This window comes from Natroniella acetigena (assembly GCF_023227745.1).
GTDB lineage: Bacteria > Bacillota > Halanaerobiia > Halobacteroidales > Halobacteroidaceae > Natroniella > Natroniella acetigena.
The window spans coordinates 16,450-31,210 of sequence record NZ_JALKBX010000003.1; the positions used below are offsets into that span (position 1 = coordinate 16,450).

General features: G+C 36.4%; 34 protein-coding genes. 29 read left to right on the top strand and 5 right to left on the bottom strand.

The window, feature by feature from the left end; genetic code table 11:
- Positions 1-19: 19 nt before the first annotated feature.
- Positions 20-310 carry an ImmA/IrrE family metallo-endopeptidase gene (locus MWH25_RS01195; protein ID WP_248624946.1) on the bottom strand — a complete coding sequence of 97 codons (291 nt, stop codon included), beginning with the start codon at positions 308-310 and terminating at the stop codon, positions 20-22.
- A gap of 10 nt (positions 311-320) precedes the next feature.
- Entirely contained in the window at positions 321-713 is a 393-nt protein-coding gene (locus tag MWH25_RS01200; protein ID WP_248624948.1) for a helix-turn-helix domain-containing protein, read from the bottom strand.
- Positions 714-919: 206 nt separating this feature from the next.
- Between MWH25_RS01200 and MWH25_RS01205 the strand changes: the two genes are divergently transcribed.
- The 3 genes from MWH25_RS01205 to MWH25_RS01215 all read left to right on the top strand — a co-directional run bounded on the left by MWH25_RS01205 (position 920) and on the right by MWH25_RS01215 (position 2,107).
- Complete coding sequence (locus MWH25_RS01205; protein ID WP_248624951.1) at positions 920-1,138, top strand: helix-turn-helix transcriptional regulator; 219 nt, start codon at positions 920-922, stop codon at positions 1,136-1,138.
- 86 nt (positions 1,139-1,224) lie between these two features.
- Entirely contained in the window at positions 1,225-1,911 is a 687-nt protein-coding gene (locus MWH25_RS01210) for a Rha family transcriptional regulator (protein ID WP_248624953.1), read from the top strand.
- A 25-nt stretch (positions 1,912-1,936) separates the two neighbouring features.
- Positions 1,937-2,107, top strand: a complete 171-nt coding sequence (locus MWH25_RS01215; protein WP_248624955.1) for a hypothetical protein — start codon at positions 1,937-1,939, stop codon at positions 2,105-2,107.
- Between the two features lie 33 nt (positions 2,108-2,140).
- Here the strand turns inward: MWH25_RS01215 and MWH25_RS01220 are convergent, their stop codons facing one another.
- Positions 2,141-2,335, bottom strand: a complete 195-nt coding sequence (locus MWH25_RS01220) for a hypothetical protein (RefSeq protein WP_248624957.1) — start codon at positions 2,333-2,335, stop codon at positions 2,141-2,143.
- A gap of 110 nt (positions 2,336-2,445) precedes the next feature.
- Here MWH25_RS01220 and MWH25_RS01225 point away from each other — a divergent pair, with 110 nt between their 5' ends.
- Complete coding sequence (locus MWH25_RS01225) at positions 2,446-2,649, top strand: hypothetical protein (RefSeq protein WP_248624959.1); 204 nt, start codon at positions 2,446-2,448, stop codon at positions 2,647-2,649.
- A 29-nt stretch (positions 2,650-2,678) separates the two neighbouring features.
- On the opposite strand, the gene MWH25_RS01230 is transcribed toward MWH25_RS01225, so the two are convergent.
- The gene (locus MWH25_RS01230) at positions 2,679-2,891 is read right to left on the bottom strand and encodes a hypothetical protein (protein WP_248624961.1); all 213 of its coding nucleotides are present in this window, start codon (positions 2,889-2,891) and stop codon (positions 2,679-2,681) included.
- A gap of 81 nt (positions 2,892-2,972) precedes the next feature.
- Here MWH25_RS01230 and MWH25_RS01235 point away from each other — a divergent pair, with 81 nt between their 5' ends.
- On the top strand, positions 2,973-3,227 hold the full coding sequence (locus tag MWH25_RS01235; RefSeq protein ID WP_248624963.1) for a hypothetical protein: 255 nt from the start codon (positions 2,973-2,975) through the stop codon (positions 3,225-3,227).
- 2 nt (positions 3,228-3,229) lie between these two features.
- On the opposite strand, the gene MWH25_RS01240 is transcribed toward MWH25_RS01235, so the two are convergent.
- The gene (locus tag MWH25_RS01240; protein ID WP_248624965.1) at positions 3,230-3,529 is read right to left on the bottom strand and encodes a hypothetical protein; all 300 of its coding nucleotides are present in this window, start codon (positions 3,527-3,529) and stop codon (positions 3,230-3,232) included.
- Between the two features lie 71 nt (positions 3,530-3,600).
- Between MWH25_RS01240 and MWH25_RS01245 the strand changes: the two genes are divergently transcribed.
- From MWH25_RS01245 to MWH25_RS01350, 24 genes are all read left to right on the top strand, one after another.
- Positions 3,601-3,906, top strand: a complete 306-nt coding sequence (locus tag MWH25_RS01245) for a helix-turn-helix domain-containing protein (protein WP_248624967.1) — start codon at positions 3,601-3,603, stop codon at positions 3,904-3,906.
- Positions 3,907-3,920: 14 nt separating this feature from the next.
- Complete coding sequence (locus MWH25_RS01250; RefSeq protein WP_248624969.1) at positions 3,921-4,103, top strand: hypothetical protein; 183 nt, start codon at positions 3,921-3,923, stop codon at positions 4,101-4,103.
- On the top strand, positions 4,103-4,294 hold the full coding sequence (locus MWH25_RS01255) for a hypothetical protein (RefSeq protein WP_248624971.1): 192 nt from the start codon (positions 4,103-4,105) through the stop codon (positions 4,292-4,294). The genes MWH25_RS01250 and MWH25_RS01255 overlap by 1 nt, the downstream gene beginning before the upstream one ends.
- Positions 4,295-4,451: 157 nt before the next feature.
- On the top strand, positions 4,452-4,607 hold the full coding sequence (locus MWH25_RS01260; protein ID WP_248624973.1) for a BRO family protein: 156 nt from the start codon (positions 4,452-4,454) through the stop codon (positions 4,605-4,607).
- A gap of 59 nt (positions 4,608-4,666) precedes the next feature.
- A complete protein-coding gene (locus MWH25_RS12820) occupies positions 4,667-4,789 on the top strand; it encodes a hypothetical protein (RefSeq protein ID WP_282706843.1) in 123 nt (40 codons plus the stop codon).
- 93 nt (positions 4,790-4,882) lie between these two features.
- Complete coding sequence (locus MWH25_RS01265; protein WP_248624975.1) at positions 4,883-5,167, top strand: helix-turn-helix domain-containing protein; 285 nt, start codon at positions 4,883-4,885, stop codon at positions 5,165-5,167.
- 44 nt (positions 5,168-5,211) lie between these two features.
- Positions 5,212-5,571 (top strand): hypothetical protein, encoded by a 360-nt coding sequence (locus tag MWH25_RS01270; RefSeq protein ID WP_248624977.1) that lies wholly within the window; start codon positions 5,212-5,214, stop codon positions 5,569-5,571.
- Between the two features lie 140 nt (positions 5,572-5,711).
- Entirely contained in the window at positions 5,712-7,811 is a 2,100-nt protein-coding gene (locus tag MWH25_RS01275) for an AAA family ATPase (RefSeq protein WP_248624979.1), read from the top strand.
- Between the two features lies 1 nt (position 7,812).
- Positions 7,813-7,959: a hypothetical protein gene (locus tag MWH25_RS01280; protein WP_248624981.1), complete on the top strand. Its 147-nt coding sequence runs from the start codon at positions 7,813-7,815 to the stop codon at positions 7,957-7,959.
- Positions 7,952-8,749 (top strand): recombinase RecT, encoded by a 798-nt coding sequence (locus tag MWH25_RS01285; RefSeq protein ID WP_248624983.1) that lies wholly within the window; start codon positions 7,952-7,954, stop codon positions 8,747-8,749. Before MWH25_RS01280 ends, MWH25_RS01285 begins: the two co-directional genes overlap by 8 nt.
- On the top strand, positions 8,749-9,450 hold the full coding sequence (locus MWH25_RS01290) for an MBL fold metallo-hydrolase (protein ID WP_248624985.1): 702 nt from the start codon (positions 8,749-8,751) through the stop codon (positions 9,448-9,450). The genes MWH25_RS01285 and MWH25_RS01290 overlap by 1 nt, the downstream gene beginning before the upstream one ends.
- A gap of 11 nt (positions 9,451-9,461) precedes the next feature.
- Entirely contained in the window at positions 9,462-10,337 is an 876-nt protein-coding gene (locus MWH25_RS01295; RefSeq protein ID WP_248624987.1) for a helix-turn-helix domain-containing protein, read from the top strand.
- The gene (locus tag MWH25_RS01300; protein ID WP_248624989.1) at positions 10,300-11,073 is read left to right on the top strand and encodes an ATP-binding protein; all 774 of its coding nucleotides are present in this window, start codon (positions 10,300-10,302) and stop codon (positions 11,071-11,073) included. Before MWH25_RS01295 ends, MWH25_RS01300 begins: the two co-directional genes overlap by 38 nt.
- A 4-nt stretch (positions 11,074-11,077) precedes the next feature.
- Positions 11,078-11,341, top strand: coding sequence for a hypothetical protein (locus tag MWH25_RS01305; RefSeq protein WP_248624991.1), 264 nt, complete (start codon positions 11,078-11,080; stop codon positions 11,339-11,341).
- 14 nt (positions 11,342-11,355) lie between these two features.
- Positions 11,356-11,502 carry a resistance to Congo red protein gene (locus MWH25_RS01310; RefSeq protein WP_248624993.1) on the top strand — a complete coding sequence of 49 codons (147 nt, stop codon included), beginning with the start codon at positions 11,356-11,358 and terminating at the stop codon, positions 11,500-11,502.
- Positions 11,503-11,655: 153 nt separating this feature from the next.
- Positions 11,656-11,964, top strand: coding sequence for a hypothetical protein (locus MWH25_RS01315; RefSeq protein ID WP_248624995.1), 309 nt, complete (start codon positions 11,656-11,658; stop codon positions 11,962-11,964).
- Between the two features lies 1 nt (position 11,965).
- Positions 11,966-12,121 carry a hypothetical protein gene (locus MWH25_RS01320; protein ID WP_248624997.1) on the top strand — a complete coding sequence of 52 codons (156 nt, stop codon included), beginning with the start codon at positions 11,966-11,968 and terminating at the stop codon, positions 12,119-12,121.
- Position 12,122: 1 nt separating this feature from the next.
- Complete coding sequence (locus MWH25_RS01325; protein WP_248624998.1) at positions 12,123-12,680, top strand: putative metallopeptidase; 558 nt, start codon at positions 12,123-12,125, stop codon at positions 12,678-12,680.
- Complete coding sequence (locus MWH25_RS01330) at positions 12,680-13,201, top strand: Holliday junction resolvase RecU (protein ID WP_248624999.1); 522 nt, start codon at positions 12,680-12,682, stop codon at positions 13,199-13,201. Before MWH25_RS01325 ends, MWH25_RS01330 begins: the two co-directional genes overlap by 1 nt.
- Positions 13,198-13,353 carry a DUF3797 domain-containing protein gene (locus MWH25_RS01335; RefSeq protein ID WP_248625000.1) on the top strand — a complete coding sequence of 52 codons (156 nt, stop codon included), beginning with the start codon at positions 13,198-13,200 and terminating at the stop codon, positions 13,351-13,353. Before MWH25_RS01330 ends, MWH25_RS01335 begins: the two co-directional genes overlap by 4 nt.
- A 98-nt stretch (positions 13,354-13,451) precedes the next feature.
- Positions 13,452-13,583: a hypothetical protein gene (locus MWH25_RS12825; RefSeq protein WP_282706844.1), complete on the top strand. Its 132-nt coding sequence runs from the start codon at positions 13,452-13,454 to the stop codon at positions 13,581-13,583.
- Positions 13,584-13,594: 11 nt separating this feature from the next.
- A complete protein-coding gene (locus MWH25_RS01340; RefSeq protein ID WP_248625002.1) occupies positions 13,595-13,843 on the top strand; it encodes a hypothetical protein in 249 nt (82 codons plus the stop codon).
- Positions 13,844-13,860: 17 nt separating this feature from the next.
- Entirely contained in the window at positions 13,861-14,130 is a 270-nt protein-coding gene (locus tag MWH25_RS01345) for a hypothetical protein (protein WP_248625004.1), read from the top strand.
- A 79-nt stretch (positions 14,131-14,209) separates the two neighbouring features.
- On the top strand, positions 14,210-14,653 hold the full coding sequence (locus MWH25_RS01350; RefSeq protein ID WP_248625006.1) for an ArpU family phage packaging/lysis transcriptional regulator: 444 nt from the start codon (positions 14,210-14,212) through the stop codon (positions 14,651-14,653).
- Positions 14,654-14,761 lie beyond the last annotated feature (108 nt).

The following is a 14,761-nucleotide window of genomic DNA, read 5'->3' on the forward strand; positions in this document are numbered from 1 at the left end:
TCACTTAATAGTTGAAGTGTTATTTTTTAAGAGTAGCTAAAACTTTTCTGCTTATTTCATCAGCTTCTTTCTCAAAATATATTCTCTTGTTATCAATATTAACTAAGTATCTTTTGTTAGGTAAATGCTTTAAGATATGAGCCACTTCATGAATTAAGGTTTTCCTTCTCATTTCAAAACTAATCCTTTCGTTGATAATTACATGGTAATGATCGCTTGGGCAGGGGTAAACAAAGCCACGAACAGCAGGATGGAAGGACATAAAATTAACTTGAATATCATGTTCTCTTAATTTACTTAGAACTGCCATGATTTCATCGTTAATAATTTCCTTCCTCCTTGTCAATTCTCATCATAATTCTAATAACATCCTGAATGGCTTCATCTGGCAAGTCCTTAGCTTGGTCAAACATAAGTTGCAAGGTTTCCCTCTTTGTAACCTCTTCCCAATACTCTGCTAGTTCTGGGTTGGTTTTAAGAGCTTGTCTTATCTTATCTGTTTTATCTCTTTTCACATCTGTTTTACCTATTAAGTAATCAACATCAACATGAAATAGATCTGCTAATTCAGCCACTACATTTATATCTGGTATCCTTCTTTCTGATTCGTAACTTGAAATTGTACTCTTAGATTTATTTATCATTTTTGCTAAATCATCTTGCTTTAAACCTTTTTCTTTGCGTAATTTTTTTAATCGTTTACCGAAAGACATATTGAACCCCCTTGCTTATTCATAATTATACAATAAGTACAATCTTCAATCTAGACCTTATTTGGTTTCGGTACGAAAAGTACATTTTTCTGTATTTTATCCTTGACATATTACTTTTAGTAGATTATAATATTAGTGAAAGTTGACAATTAGACGATTCCAGAATAATAATATTACTTTAAGTCATATAGAAAGGAGGGGTACTTTTGGAAAGGAGTAATAAAATAAAAGCTGGTAGAACTAAGTTGGGTTACAATCAGGAGCAGATGGCAAAAGCACTCAATATGGGCATCACCACTTATAAGAATAAAGAAAACGGAATAACCGAATTTACTGAAACTGAAATCAATAAGTATTTAGCTTTGACAGAGCAAAAGTTCGAGGATGTTTTTCTTGACAAAGATATTTTTTTGCAGACTGGTTGACTTAAAGTGTTTTCGGAAATAATTGATTGACTTTTAGTGTTCGAGATAGAGTGTTGGCTATAAAGTAAGTTGAAAGGAGTGATTTGATGAGTGGGCTAACTGTCAAAGATGGCGTTACTGAATTTGGGGTTACTACCTTAGATGGGGAACAAGCAGTAGTTAGTAGTCGTGATGTAGCTGATGTATTCGACAAAAGACATTCTGATGTTTTGAGAGGGATAGACAACACTCTTGAAGATTTGGAAGAAGAATTTACTGAACGCAATTTTGCGTTGAGTCGTTATAAAGATAAGAGTGGCAAGAAAAACCGTGAGTATTTGATGACTAGAGATGGATTTACTCTTATCACTATGGGTTTTACAGGTAAGAAAGCCATGAAGTTTAAAGTAGCTTACATTAAGCAATTCAACAGAATGGAAGAGTTGATTAAAAATAGGCACTTCACTCGGCTTGAATATAAGCCAATGACAGACGCAATCAAAGAGTATAGACAAGCCCAAGGCAAGACACCTAAGTGGTATCACTTTAGTAATGAAGCAAATATGATTAACCGAATAGTTTTAGGCGATACATCTAAGAAGTATTGTGAAAAGCACGATGTACCACAGGACGAGCTAAGAGATCATCTTCCAGAGTGGCAATTAGAAGCGTTGATGCACTTGCAAAGACTTAATACCGATTTGTTGCACGCTGGGTTAGAGTACGATGACAGAAAAGAGATAATCCAGCAAAGGTTTGACAAGATGTATAACAACATTAAGTTATCAGCATAGTCAGTTGAAAGGAGGTGAGGATACCATGGAAGCAGGAGAAATTTTAAAACAACAATTAGAAGAATTATGTGAAGTTAATTCTAGTTTATTAGAGAAGGCTAAGCAGAGAGAATTGAATGATTTAGAAATTGAAACTTTAGAAATAGTAAATTATTCTATATCTCAAATTGGAAATTTATTGGATTTGAGGTTTTAGTAAGGTGGTGAGAGGGAGAGGTATTTTATTAAGTTAAACGCCTACAGTAATATCTTCAACAGGCGTATTTTTAGCTTCTTCGACAGCCTTGTAAATGGTTTTGTAGAACTTAGCTACTTCATTAGCGTAGCGTTCATTTGATTCAGAATCACCTATTATTAAAGGGCTTTTTCTTTCATGTTCTAACATTTTAAGAGTTATTTCCTTAGCAATTTCATCAGTTTTCATTGTACCACCTCGTAATTTAGTTTAACCTCTCCCTTAGAGATGGTTATTCTAGATAAAAGAGGAAATACCTGCAATATTGTCAGTATAAGCAAGTTGAAAGGAGGGATTTGATGAGTGGCCCGTTTGATAGAGAAAGATATGATTTTATTACTAACGATGTCACAAGAGAGTTAATAGGGGTATTACAAGAACACGACATAACTATTGGAGAAGCTAATATTGCTTTAGATGAAGCTAAAAAAATTGTAAATTCTAAAAGGTCGAATCCAAAAGTTAGCGGCTTAGATTTTAGCAAAATCTTTAAAAAAGACTAGGTTGCTGTAACAACCCAGTCTAAAAATTGTTATTTTTTCTGATAGTTCTTATCTAGATAATTTTTGAGTTTCTTATGATAAGTTTCCAATGAATTGCAAATGGCATCTTCAATTGAGTAGACGATTTGCATATGGTCTAGGTTATTAAGATCATCACTGCTATCAATTTTTTCTTTAACGTTGTTTTGTACAGAATCTCTAATAGTTTTCTTGATTTCTTTTTCAAGGTATTTAAATTTCAAATGAAACATCTCCTTTCTATAGCGTAATTCGATAGAAAGTGAGGACAAACCTTTAAAGCCAGTTGAAAGGAGGGATGAACAATGAAGGAGTCTGTGAAGCAAGATCTGTTATCAGGACATATTGAAGATGTTAAGCGAGAATTGAAAAAAGAGGGAATTGCAGAAGATTCATTTTTGATGAAGCAGATGGTGAGATTGAGTAGGGAGGTAGTCCAACAGCATTATGCTATTAAAGAATTGGGGAAGAAGGTAGCTGAACTGGAGAAGGAAGCTCCAGAACAGCCGAGAGAAAAAATAATAAAAGCAAACAATGATGGGACGGTGGAGCTAGGGTGAAGTTAGATTTTATATTTAAACTTTTCTGGTAAGATAGTCTCTACACCAATGCTCCAGCTTTTTTCTTTTAATTTTTCTTTTTCTTGGCTCTTGTTAGCAATTTTTGTTATAGGTTCAGACATGTTAATGAAACTTTCAGATATTTTTTGTAAATTATAAAAAACATCTTTAGGTAACTCTTGCTGGCAATTAGGGCAATTAATTTTCTCTCTTTTAACCACATACCCTATATGCACATTAAAGAGTTCATTGCAGCTCAAACATTCAAAATTAAATTTTGCTATAGGTATTGCTTTTGACATGGTAACACTTCCTTCCTGTAACTCAATTCAATAGGAAGGAATAAAACACCTTTTATCGAGGAGGTGATCAGATGCCAGGACTGCTTGAAAAACTGACAGATGACATTGTCTCTCAGCTAGAATCAATTGGTCAGAGACTTAAGAAGCTGGAACAGAGACCAGAGTACTGCAACGACATTAAGATGTATAATGTCGAGGAGGTCGCTGAAAAGACTTCTTTAAGCGAAACTAAAATTTATGATCTAATTCGTCAAGGGAAGTTTCCTTGTGTTGTTGCGGGGAGGAGGAAGTTGATCCCCCGCAAGGATCTAGTTCGCTGGATCAATGAAAACAATGTGATGAATCAGGGACAGAAAGAAGTTGCAATATTAGGATAAGAGGAGGTGATGGGATGCCTGAAACCCACAAGCTAGAATTAACTGACAAGCAGCTATTGGCATTGAGAGAGGTCATAGGTCATGTTGATGTCCATGAGAACTGGATGCTCGATGTGATGGAACATGGTGAGCAGTTAGAAGATGTGTATCGAAAGGTTTATGAGCTTGCTAACCCAGTGATTAAGGAGGGAAATTAATGAGCATGCATGAACACGGAGTTTATTTTGCAGAGTGTGATTGTGTAGTTATTATTAATGATGAAGTTCATTTTTTCGAAGATGAATCAGTTGCGATGGAGTTTCTTAAGAAATTAGAGTCGGATCAGGCAGATGCTATTGATGTTTATTCGAGAGTGTTAGAATTATATCCATCAGAGGAGGTGAGTTAAGTTGAATCCTGATTACACAAATACTAAATGTCATATGTGTGGTGGGACCAATATAGTTCAAACTAAAACCCATAGCTCCCACGGAGTAAATGAATACAAGTGTAGAGATTGTGGTTGTGTCTGGGGTAATTAAAAAACAAACAGGAGGATGATAATAGTGAGTAACTTGCAAGTTTTTGAGAATAAAAATTCAGGGCAAGTTAGTACTATGAATAATGGTGATGAAATTTGGTTTGTTGCTAAAGATGTCTGTGATGTACTCGACTTATCTAATCCTAGTACAGTAGTTAATAGATTAGATGATGGGGTTTAAATAATCAAAATCCAGATCATAGGTAGGAGAATGACGGGATTTTGAAGGGAGGTGATATTTTGAAGAAATTCAATCCAGCTAAAGCATTTGAATTGGCTTTAAAGCTCAAACAGGAAGGCAAACAAGACAGCGAATCATACAAGCAGATCATGAGTAAGCTGAGGACTTACTTCAATTTCTAACTTACTTACAGAATATCAAATATTATCTAAATAGTAAATAAATGTTACGAGGTATAACAGGTTGCATAAAATTGTTGATAGGAGGTGTCAAAGTTGGATGCAAAAGTACAGATTTTAAAAGAGTTGATGGAGATAAACTCCTGGAGTCAGACTGATGTGGGCAAGATAGTTAACTGTTCGAGGTCATTAGTAAGTCAAATTATAAATGAAGATAAAAGCCCCCAATGGTTCTGGGAGCAACTGGCGAAGGAGACTAACTGTTATGAGTTACACACATTGTTAGTTAATGAAAAGTTAATGGAAGTTGTTGAGCTCGTTGGAGCATTGAGCAAAAAGAAAAGCACTCCCGCTAGGAACGAGAGTGCTGTGGCTATCTAAATTCAATTATACGCTTATTATATCATTTTTGAGGAGGAATATCAATGGCAATAACTGCAAGTTATTTGGAAGCGGCGGATAAAAGAATATGTATTGTTGGCCCGACACTAGATTATGAATATTGCGATTTGAATGAGTGCAAGAAGCCGATTAGTAGCAACATTTCAGCAATAGAGTTAGCTAATAGGTTTCATAGCTTAGATGAGATTGATGTATTGCAAGTAATTGGAGGGAAGCGATACTATTACGACCAGAGCAGAGTTGAAGAATTGTTATCATTAGCATTTCAAGGTCAAGTTGAGAAGGTTGTGCAGATGGATTCAGGAAGTTACCAGGTTTATATGATGTTAATCAAGATATTAGACCAGGAGTTAATTTGGCAAGTGCAGGGGTGGTCAGAGTGATTAAATGTAACTGCGGATCAGATAATGTTGCTGTAGTTGACGTTAAAGTCAGCTTCAACTCGGCTTGTGAACAGTATCGTTGCAAGAGCTGCGGTCGGAAGTGGTCTAAGACTTATGATCTGAGAAGAGGAGTGATGTAAATGAAAGAGATCAAATTACTCAATTTGAAGCTAAGGAATTTTAAAGGCATTAGGGAGCTAGAGATAGCTCCTGGTGCCCAAGACATCGAAATATTTGGCGATAATGGCACTGGAAAGACTACTGTCGCAGATGCCTGGTTCTGGTTGTTATTTGATAAGGATAGCAAGGAGAATTCTACTCAATCATTTGATATTAAGACTTTGGACGAGCAAGGTAATGTAATTCATGGATTAGAGCATGAGGTTACAGGAATTTTGCAGGTTGACAGTAAGAGATTAGAATTCAAAAAGATTTATAAAGAGAAATGGACTAAGCAACGCGGATCAGCTACTAAGAAGTTTACTGGACATACTACTGACTATTTCATTAATTCAGTTCCAGTTAAGAAAAAAGAATACGAGGAACGTATCAGCGAGATCATTGATGAGGACATTTTTAAGTTACTTACTAATCCTAGCTATTTCAATGAAGAATTACACTGGACTGACAGACGTGAGATATTAATTGAAGTTTGCGGTGATGTAACTACTGAAGATGTGATAAATCAGAATGAGGAATTAGAGAAGTTATCTAATGTACTTTCTGACCGCAGCCTTGAAGAACATCAGAAGGTTATTCACTCCAAGCGGAAAGAGATCAATAAGGAGCTTGAGAAGATACCAATTAGGATTGATGAAGTCCAGCAGTCAATGCCTGATATCTCTGCTCTTAATGAAGAAAATATTAAGTCTGAAATTGAAGGTTTGAAGATGAGGAAGCAGGCTAAAGAAAAGAAGTTGAGCCAGATCAAAAATGGCGGACAGTCTGCTGATCTACGGAACCAATTAGCTGAAATTAAAGCTGAAATAGCTGAGTTTAAGAACGATTATAAGTCTGACATTGATGCTCTTATAGATAAGAGGCAAGAAGAGTTGGAATCTGTTCGCAAAGAGTATCGCGAAGTCATGGGAGAATACAACGATACTGATTATCAGATTATGAGATTTGAAAGTCAAATTGGTACTCTTGAGGATAAGATCAAGACTCTAAGAGACAACTGGCACAGATGGAATGAAAAGGAGTACCAACCTGATCTGGAATGCCCTGAGTGTGGTCATGAATTTGCTGCTGGACAGACCAGAAAGGAGTTCAATGCCAGAAAAGCAAAGAAGCTGAAAGGAATCAATCAGGATGGGAAAGAGCTAAAATCCGAGCTAGAGAGCAAGCAAGAGGAGTTGTCTAGCTTAGAATCTAAGTTGAAGCGACTGCAAGAGGAAAAGCAGGAGAAACAAGTTGCTGCTGATGAGGTCAAGTCTGAGATTGAGAAGCTTAAGCAGAAAGCTCAATCTTACAAAGATAATGGTCAATATCAGCAGTTACAAGTTAAAAAAGAAGAGTTACAACGCAAACTAGATAATCTTGAAGAAAGCAAGCAAGAGGACATCCAAGAGGTTGAATCAGAGATTAGTCAGCTTGAGAGTAGTATTGATAGTCTCAAGGTCAAGAAGTCCAAAATCAAGCAAGTTGAGCAGGCTAAGAATAGAATCGAAGAGTTGAAGCAGAAAGAGAAAGAGCTTGCAGCTGAATATGAAAAGTTGGAAGAGCAATTGTATCTTACTGAAGAGTTCGTGAGGACTAAAGTTGATCTGCTTGAAGAGAAGATTAACAGTAAATTTGAATATGCTGAGTTCAAATTGTTTGAGGAGCAGGTGAATGGTGGGGTCAAGGAGGTTTGTGAAACTACTTTTGATGGAGTACCTTACGGGTCTGGGCTCAACACAGGTGCTCAAATTAACGTCGGGCTGGATATTATTAATACTCTTTCAGACCACTACAGCTTCAAAGCTCCAATCTTCATTGATAATGCCGAGTCAGTCACTCAGATAGCTGATATTGATGCTCAAATGGTTAAGTTGATAGTTAGCCCTCATCACAAAGAATTGTTCATAGTTAGTGAGTCTGACCTTGTTAATGATGATTTAGGAGTTTCTGATTTGAGGGAATTAGCCAGCAAATTAAATGTTAGAAATTATAGTGCTTATAGAAAGAATGAACTGGTTGAGCAGATTAACAAGAAAATTAGGCTCGGAGAAGAACCAGAGCTTGAGGAGGTGAGTTAGGTTGGAGGTTGATTTTGAAGTGCTAGAAAAGATGGCGAGTGGTTTCTGTAATGAAAAATGCGGCTATATATACAAATGTGATGATTGTAAATTGAATCAATTTTTTAAAGAACTTAAAAACAAACAGGAGGATGATGAGAATGAGTAAAAATCAATTAGCTAAGGTCAATCAACTTAAGAAGGTATTGGAGCAGGATAGTGTTCAGGAGCAGTTTCAAAATGCACTAGATGAAAATGCAGGAGCTTTTACAGCCAGTATTATTGACTTATATAACAATGACAATTATCTACAGAAGTGCGACCCTAAAAATGTAGTCATGGAAGCATTAAAGGCAGCTACTTTGAAACTTCCAATTAATAAGCAGATGGGCTTTGCTTATATAGTACCATACAAGAATAAGCCAGAGTTTCAGATAGGGTATAAAGGATATATTCAACTTGCTATGAGAACTGGCCAGTACAAGCATTTGAATGCTGGTGAAGTTTACGAGGGTATGAGTATAGAAGAAGATTTCTTAACCGGTTCTATTGAGATTACAGGAGAAAAGACCGGCGATATTGTAGGTTATTTTGCTTATATGGAATTACTGAATGGATTTTCTAAAACTGTTTACATGACTAAAGAAGAAGTCCAAGCTCATGGTAAAGAATACAGTAAATCTTATAGTTATTCGTCATCAGCTTGGCAGACCAATTTTGATCAGATGGCCAAGAAAACTGTAATGAGAAGGTTGCTGAGTAAATATGGGATTATGTCAGTTGAAATGGTTTCAGCTTTCTCCCAGGAGTCTAGCTTCAATGATGAAGCAGAGGTTCAAGAAGAGATTGATAATGAAGCTAATAGTGAAGTGATTGATATTGATACAGGTGAACAAGTTGAAGAAGATGAGGAGCAGGATCCAGCACAAAAAGATGCACCTAAGGAGCCAGCATTTTAATGATTGAGATTAAGAGTTTTGCTTCAGGATCAACTGGTAACTGCTACTGGGTCAGCGACGGGGTAACTCCTGTCCTGATCGAGTGCGGTATAAGTATTCAGGATATTAAAAAGAAGTCTGGTTTTAGGTTGAGTGAAGTTCAAGGTTGCTTGATCAGTCATGAGCATGGTGATCATATTAAGTCTGCTGTTGATGTTGCAGGATCTGGGATAGATGTTTATATGTCGGAAGGAACTTTCAATAATTATAGTTTTGGTTCTCATAGATTTCAAATTGGCAACGCAGGAGAAACAATTAATCTTGGGAGTTGGATAATCAAAACTTTTGAAGTAGAACATGATGCAGAAGAACCTTTAGGTTTTTATTTGGCTAGCAGGACAGGAGAGAAGCTAGTTTATATTACTGATAGTTATTACTCAAAGTTTATGTTCCAAAGATTAACTCACGTTATGATTGAGTGCAATTATGCCTTAGATATATTGAACGAGAATATCAAGTCTGGTAGAGTTCATCCAGCTCAAAAGAAACGACTTCTCAGGTCTCATTTCAGTTTAGAGAATGTCAAGGATTTCTTACAGGCTAATGATTTGAGCGAAGTCAAGGAGATATGGCTGTTGCATTTATCGAGTCGGAATAGTGATGAAGAGAGATTCAAGAGAGAGATTCAAGAGTTAACTGGAAAGCCAGTTTATATTGCTTAGGAGGTGAACTTATGAGCCAAAAAGGTTGGATTAAACTATACAGAAAATTAAGTGAACATTGGCTTTGGGAAGAAGGAGATTCATTCGATAAAAGGTCAGCTTGGGTTGATATATTACTTATGGTTAACCACAAGAAAAAGAAAATTAATTTAGGCAATGAATTATTCACAGTTGAGCCAGGAGAGAAAATTACATCAGAAAGAAAGTTATCTGAGCGTTGGGGTTGGTCAAGAACTAAAGTTAGGAATTTCTTGAAGTTATTAGAGAGTGATGGGATGATTGAAGTTGAAAAAACCACTAAAAAAACCACCATCAAGGTATGCAATTACAGCAAGTATCAAAAAGATGAAAACATCAAAAAACCCACTAAAAAACCAGAGGAGAACCGCGACAAAACATCAAAAGAACATCAAAAGAACACAAACAAGAATGTAAAGAATGTAAAGAATGTAAAGAATGTAAAGAAAGATAATATAGTGCGGCCAGCAGAATTTAATAAAAATCAGGATTCAGATTTCCACCCTAAATATAACGAGTTAATCAATTATGCTAAACATAAAACTATGAACAATCAGTTAAATCGTGAATACTTGCTTAATGAAGATCTTAACCAATATGGAGAAGTAGTAGTTAAAAAAGCAATAGACTTAGCTGTCTTAAACCAGAAGTCCAAAGGTAATTATAGACGTGGTAACCCTAAGAATGGAGTTAATATTTCTAGCTACAGATTTATTCAGTGCTTTATTGAAGAAGCTAAACAAATTTTGGAGGTGAGTGATAATGGAGCAGATATCTCAAGCGATAGAGAGGATCAAGGAGAATGTGAAAGTGACAGAGTCCAGCGAGAAATTGAAAAGCTTATCGAGTCAGGAGAAGTGTCCTTATGACCGTTGCAATGGAAGTGGGCTTGAGTTTACAGAAGTCAATGGCAGACAAGCTGCTATAGAATGCGAATGCAGAGAAGAAAAGTTATTAAGCAAGAAACTTGAGTTTGCGACGATCATTGATGAATTCCAGGGGACTGTTATTAGTGATTATAAGGCTGATTCTAACCACTATGAGAAAGAAAAGTCAATCATGAGAGCTAAAATGTGCAAGAAGTCAGCACAGTCTTATGTTAGTCGCTTCGAGGAGATGAAAAGGAAGAAGAAAGGTTTATATTTCTACTCCAAGACTCCTGGGAGTGGAAAGACGATGATCATATCGGCTATTGGCAATGAATTGGTACAGGAGTATAAGGCGACAGTTAAGTTTGCAACTGCAGGTGATTTGCTTAATGCTATCAGGTCGACTTATGGAAATTCAGATATTAATACTCACGAGTTAATAGATGCAGCGAGAAAAGTTGAAGTTCTTATTCTTGATGATATGGGCCAACAGTCAATCAAATCAGATACGAATGATCATTTATTTGACATACTCAACCACAGGATTAATCGAGATACAGTAACTATTTTCAGCAGTAATTGCAAAATTGAGGATTTGCCTTATAATTTCAGAATTAGAGACAGGATTACTAAGATGGCTATACCGATTGAAGCTCCTAATGAGTCTGTTAGGAAAAACTTGGCCCAGCAAGAGAATGATGAACTACTTAGGGACTTGTTGGTTAGCAAGGGGTGATGTAATGATTTTAGAAACCTTTATTGATAATATGGCTGAAAAAGTAGAGTGTCCAGTAAGTGGAAAGGTTGTTCATGTATTCTCCTGTGATTTGCTACAGAAGATAGAAGGTCACGGATATGATGAGGTTCCAGAAGATATGACAGGTAAAGGTTGTAGGTGGTCTCATTATCCTAGAGGGCCAAGGTGCAAAAATCTTAAATGGCAAGAGGAAGATAAATTAAAGTGTGATCCGCCACTTGAAGAGTTGCAACAGAAATTATTTTAAAGGGGTGGTTTTTTGTGCAGAGAATTTTAGCTGGTATTATAGTCTTGGTTTTTGTAGCTCCATTATTGCTTGGGGTTGCAAGAAATCTGAAGAGGAGAAGAAGGCAGGGTAAAGCTGGGGAACTTGATTTAACAGGTAGCAAGTTCTGGGATGTTGATTAATGCTTAGTTTCTAAAACCATCGAATTCGATGGGATTGGGAGATTTAGACTGACCCGACAAAAATAATCAGAATCAAGAAAAAGTTATAGAAGTTCCATTTTAAACTAGTCGAATTCGACCAGTTTAGGGCTTGTCGGAATAAAGGGGAGGGTGATGAAAATTAGTATAGAGTTGAAGGTTAAGAGTTGTTTCCCAAAAGGACAGACGTTAGAGGAACAAGTTGATAAGGTTAGAGAAGAATACTTAGAGATGATGTCAGCTAAAGATAATATTCACATAGCAGAAGAAGCGTTGCATATAGCTACTGCTGCAGTTGGTGTTGCTGAAATAGCAGTTAAACCAAATAAGAAAATGAAAGAAGGAGATATATGTGTTTTTGGCGATGTTGAGAAATACTTGCAAGATAGAATAGACAAGCGTTATGAAGAAAAGCAGATAGACTTTGCAGAAGGGAGAGATTGAATTGTGGGAGTGTAAAAGATGCAACTGGTCAGGAGATGTATTAAAGAAGTTTAAGATCGAGAAGATAGGATATTACAAAAGCTATCGAGGTTGTCCAAGTTGTAAGGCAGGGTTAGGGCAAGGGGTAGAGCCGAAATATCAACCAAGGAGGGGTTAAAGTGGCAAACTATTTTCTAGCTGGCATTGAGCAGGTTGAGGAATATGCTAAAGAAGTAATCAAGGATGACTTTCAGAAGTTAGCAAATATCAAGATTGGCTTTCAATTTAGAGAAGAAGCAAGGAGTAGCAAAGGTCGCAAGGTGTATGCTTCACCTAAGAAGGTTGCAGACAAGATTAGAAACTTTGTAGATATTGACTTAATCATCACAATACCAGAAGATGAATGGAGTAAAGCTGATGAAAGAACTAAAAAAGCGATGCTTGATGATGTGTTCAGGAAGATTGATCTTATAGATAAACAAAAGTCAACAGAAGGATTTCCTCGACGTGTAGCAGATAACTACTGGATGCTTTCAGATGGTAGAAAAGTTAAAGGTGAGAGAGAAGCTAAAGAGGAACAACTAAAGCTTTGTGATTATGAGATCAAGATTTATGATTATAAGATTCAAGCTGATCCATCTAATTATGGGAAGTATGGAGCTTGGAGAAAAGATTTGAAGCAAATGAGCGAAGCTGTCCAACAAACTAAAATGAATTTCAAGAGAGTTGAAGGATAATGGGTTATGCTAATCGGGGGCAAGGATTAGAAGATATGATTGAATTAAGCAACGAGCAATATTCAATACAAGGTATAGCTCAGGTCAACAAAATTCCTGAGCCTGTAAGTCAAATTAGCAAGATAGATAGGCGAGGTCATTTTAAGGCTCATTATGCCAGAAAGTCCATTGTAGACTTTCTAGGAACTTACAAGGGTCATAGTATAGCTTTCGACGCTAAGGAGACTAGCGTGGCAACTCGCTTTGATTTAGGCAATGTTAAAGAACATCAATATACCTACTTAGCTACTCATGTCAGTTGTGGTGGAATTGGATTTTTAATTGTTTGGTTTAAACAGCAAGATGAGAAGTATTATTTGCCATTTGAGTTATTGGATGAGTATTGGCAAGGTCAGTTCCAAGGTGGGAGAAAGTCGATTCCTTATGACGAGATTGCCCAGGAGCAGTACAGGGTTGGAAGTTATGGGTTGATTTTAGTTGATTATTTAAGTGTGATAGAAAGAGAGGTGCTGCAGAAATGAGAGTTACCTTAGTTGTCGAGTTACTCAGAAAGTATTCTGAGTGTCCTGAATGTCATGAAACGTTAATGATGAATCAAGTAGAAGTGATAGACAAAGAGTTTAAAGCAAAGTGCGATTGTGGTTGGGAGATTAAGCATGTTGAATGGAGGTGATGAAAATTGAAATAAAAAAGGGTGATTCAATTAGGTATAATCATCCCAATTACCCCTGTGAGGGAATAGTGGCAAATATCACTGCAAAAGGCCACTTAATGATTTATGTAGATGGAATTAAATCTAAATGCTTAAGACATGTCAGCAAGTGTCATATTGATGATGCTCTGGTTGAAAAGGTGGGTGAGATAAAGCTAACAGAAGAGGATGGTCAAGTCAAATTATTATGAGGAGGGATTTGATGGCTAATATAGTTGATAATGTACTGGAAGTAGTTGGTGAGTTAGAAAGAGCTAATCCAATTGCAATTAAGATTTCAATGAGTCCATTTACAAAAGAGATGCTAAAGACTGAAATCATAGAACTTGATAGCGATAGGATTGAAGTCAATCAATTGAGAGGGCTTGAGATTTACAATAAAGAATTGCCTGCTGGAATGGCTGAAATTGAGTATTCAGATGGCAAAACAGAATTAATCGAAATATTTTAGAGGAGGTTGCAGGATGGATGGATATAAAAGAAAGGGTGAAAGGTCATAAGTTAATAGCAACTGATCATTTTAAGGCTAGATTAGTAGAGCGAGAGATAGACCCGAATGAGATTTATTATATTCTCAGAGACAAGTACAAAGAGTTAAGGTTGTTCTGTTTTTGCGGCAAGGTTATGTATTCAAGTGAGAGATTGAGTTTAGTACTTAGAGTTACACCTGGTGAGTTTATCTTGATTACTGTGATGGACTTTAGCCCAGAGAAGCCAAAAGATGTAATGGTGGTTTAAAAATAAAAAAGACAGACTCCCGCCCGTCTCCTAAGCTATAGACAAGCTTATTATATCATATCTAGGGAGGCGGGTAAAGGTGGGAGCTAAAGAGTATAAGGGTTATTACAGTAGAGTAGTTGGAGAGCTTTTAAGTTATAGAGAGTATAAGCAAAGGTTGAAGGTTATTGAGTATGAACTGGAATCAAAACTTAATACCAATGGTGCAATTAACTATGAGTCTCCAGGAGTGCAGACCAGTAACATTTTTGACAGTACTCTTGAAGCGGTGATTGATAGATTAGAAAGTGATTTAGCTGATGAGTATAGAGAGAAGTTTGATATAGTTAATTTGATTGAATTTGCTATTGTGGGCTTAAGTCCAATCGAAGAACATGTTATCAGAGAAAAGTACTTAACTGGTAGGAAGAAAGCTGATGTTGATATTTGGAAAGGTCGCAAATTCCCATATGCTAAGAATAAATATTATGAGATTAAAGATGAAGCAGTAGAGAAAATAGCTAGGATTTTAGGGTATGTTTAAAAAAGGAGTAAAAAAGGAGTAAATATAAACGGCTCAAGGATACATTGAGTTAAAAAGTGTGGTATAGTGTTAGTGAGTGATAGTTTCAAGCGGGCTAGTCACTCGCTT

Excerpts from the sequence above, each read along its gene's own strand:
- MWH25_RS01195 (WP_248624946.1), bottom strand. The coding sequence starts at position 310 with ATGGCAGTTCTAAGTAAATTAAGAGAACATGATATTCAAGTTAATTTT.
- MWH25_RS01200 (WP_248624948.1), bottom strand. The coding sequence starts at position 713 with ATGTCTTTCGGTAAACGATTAAAAAAATTACGCAAAGAAAAAGGTTTA.
- MWH25_RS01210 (WP_248624953.1), top strand. The coding sequence starts at position 1,225 with ATGAGTGGGCTAACTGTCAAAGATGGCGTTACTGAATTTGGGGTTACT.
- MWH25_RS01215 (WP_248624955.1), top strand. The coding sequence starts at position 1,937 with ATGGAAGCAGGAGAAATTTTAAAACAACAATTAGAAGAATTATGTGAA.
- MWH25_RS01220 (WP_248624957.1), bottom strand. The coding sequence starts at position 2,335 with ATGAAAACTGATGAAATTGCTAAGGAAATAACTCTTAAAATGTTAGAA.
- MWH25_RS01225 (WP_248624959.1), top strand. The coding sequence starts at position 2,446 with ATGAGTGGCCCGTTTGATAGAGAAAGATATGATTTTATTACTAACGAT.
- MWH25_RS01235 (WP_248624963.1), top strand. The coding sequence starts at position 2,973 with ATGAAGGAGTCTGTGAAGCAAGATCTGTTATCAGGACATATTGAAGAT.
- MWH25_RS01240 (WP_248624965.1), bottom strand. The coding sequence starts at position 3,529 with ATGTCAAAAGCAATACCTATAGCAAAATTTAATTTTGAATGTTTGAGC.
- MWH25_RS01245 (WP_248624967.1), top strand. The coding sequence starts at position 3,601 with ATGCCAGGACTGCTTGAAAAACTGACAGATGACATTGTCTCTCAGCTA.
- MWH25_RS01250 (WP_248624969.1), top strand. The coding sequence starts at position 3,921 with ATGCCTGAAACCCACAAGCTAGAATTAACTGACAAGCAGCTATTGGCA.
- MWH25_RS01255 (WP_248624971.1), top strand. The coding sequence starts at position 4,103 with ATGAGCATGCATGAACACGGAGTTTATTTTGCAGAGTGTGATTGTGTA.
- MWH25_RS01270 (WP_248624977.1), top strand. The coding sequence starts at position 5,212 with ATGGCAATAACTGCAAGTTATTTGGAAGCGGCGGATAAAAGAATATGT.
- MWH25_RS01275 (WP_248624979.1), top strand. The coding sequence starts at position 5,712 with ATGAAAGAGATCAAATTACTCAATTTGAAGCTAAGGAATTTTAAAGGC.
- MWH25_RS01285 (WP_248624983.1), top strand. The coding sequence starts at position 7,952 with ATGAGTAAAAATCAATTAGCTAAGGTCAATCAACTTAAGAAGGTATTG.
- MWH25_RS01290 (WP_248624985.1), top strand. The coding sequence starts at position 8,749 with ATGATTGAGATTAAGAGTTTTGCTTCAGGATCAACTGGTAACTGCTAC.
- MWH25_RS01295 (WP_248624987.1), top strand. The coding sequence starts at position 9,462 with ATGAGCCAAAAAGGTTGGATTAAACTATACAGAAAATTAAGTGAACAT.
- MWH25_RS01305 (WP_248624991.1), top strand. The coding sequence starts at position 11,078 with ATGATTTTAGAAACCTTTATTGATAATATGGCTGAAAAAGTAGAGTGT.
- MWH25_RS01315 (WP_248624995.1), top strand. The coding sequence starts at position 11,656 with ATGAAAATTAGTATAGAGTTGAAGGTTAAGAGTTGTTTCCCAAAAGGA.
- MWH25_RS01330 (WP_248624999.1), top strand. The coding sequence starts at position 12,680 with ATGGGTTATGCTAATCGGGGGCAAGGATTAGAAGATATGATTGAATTA.
- MWH25_RS01335 (WP_248625000.1), top strand. The coding sequence starts at position 13,198 with ATGAGAGTTACCTTAGTTGTCGAGTTACTCAGAAAGTATTCTGAGTGT.
- MWH25_RS12825 (WP_282706844.1), top strand. The coding sequence starts at position 13,452 with ATGATTTATGTAGATGGAATTAAATCTAAATGCTTAAGACATGTCAGC.
- MWH25_RS01340 (WP_248625002.1), top strand. The coding sequence starts at position 13,595 with ATGGCTAATATAGTTGATAATGTACTGGAAGTAGTTGGTGAGTTAGAA.
- MWH25_RS01345 (WP_248625004.1), top strand. The coding sequence starts at position 13,861 with ATGGATATAAAAGAAAGGGTGAAAGGTCATAAGTTAATAGCAACTGAT.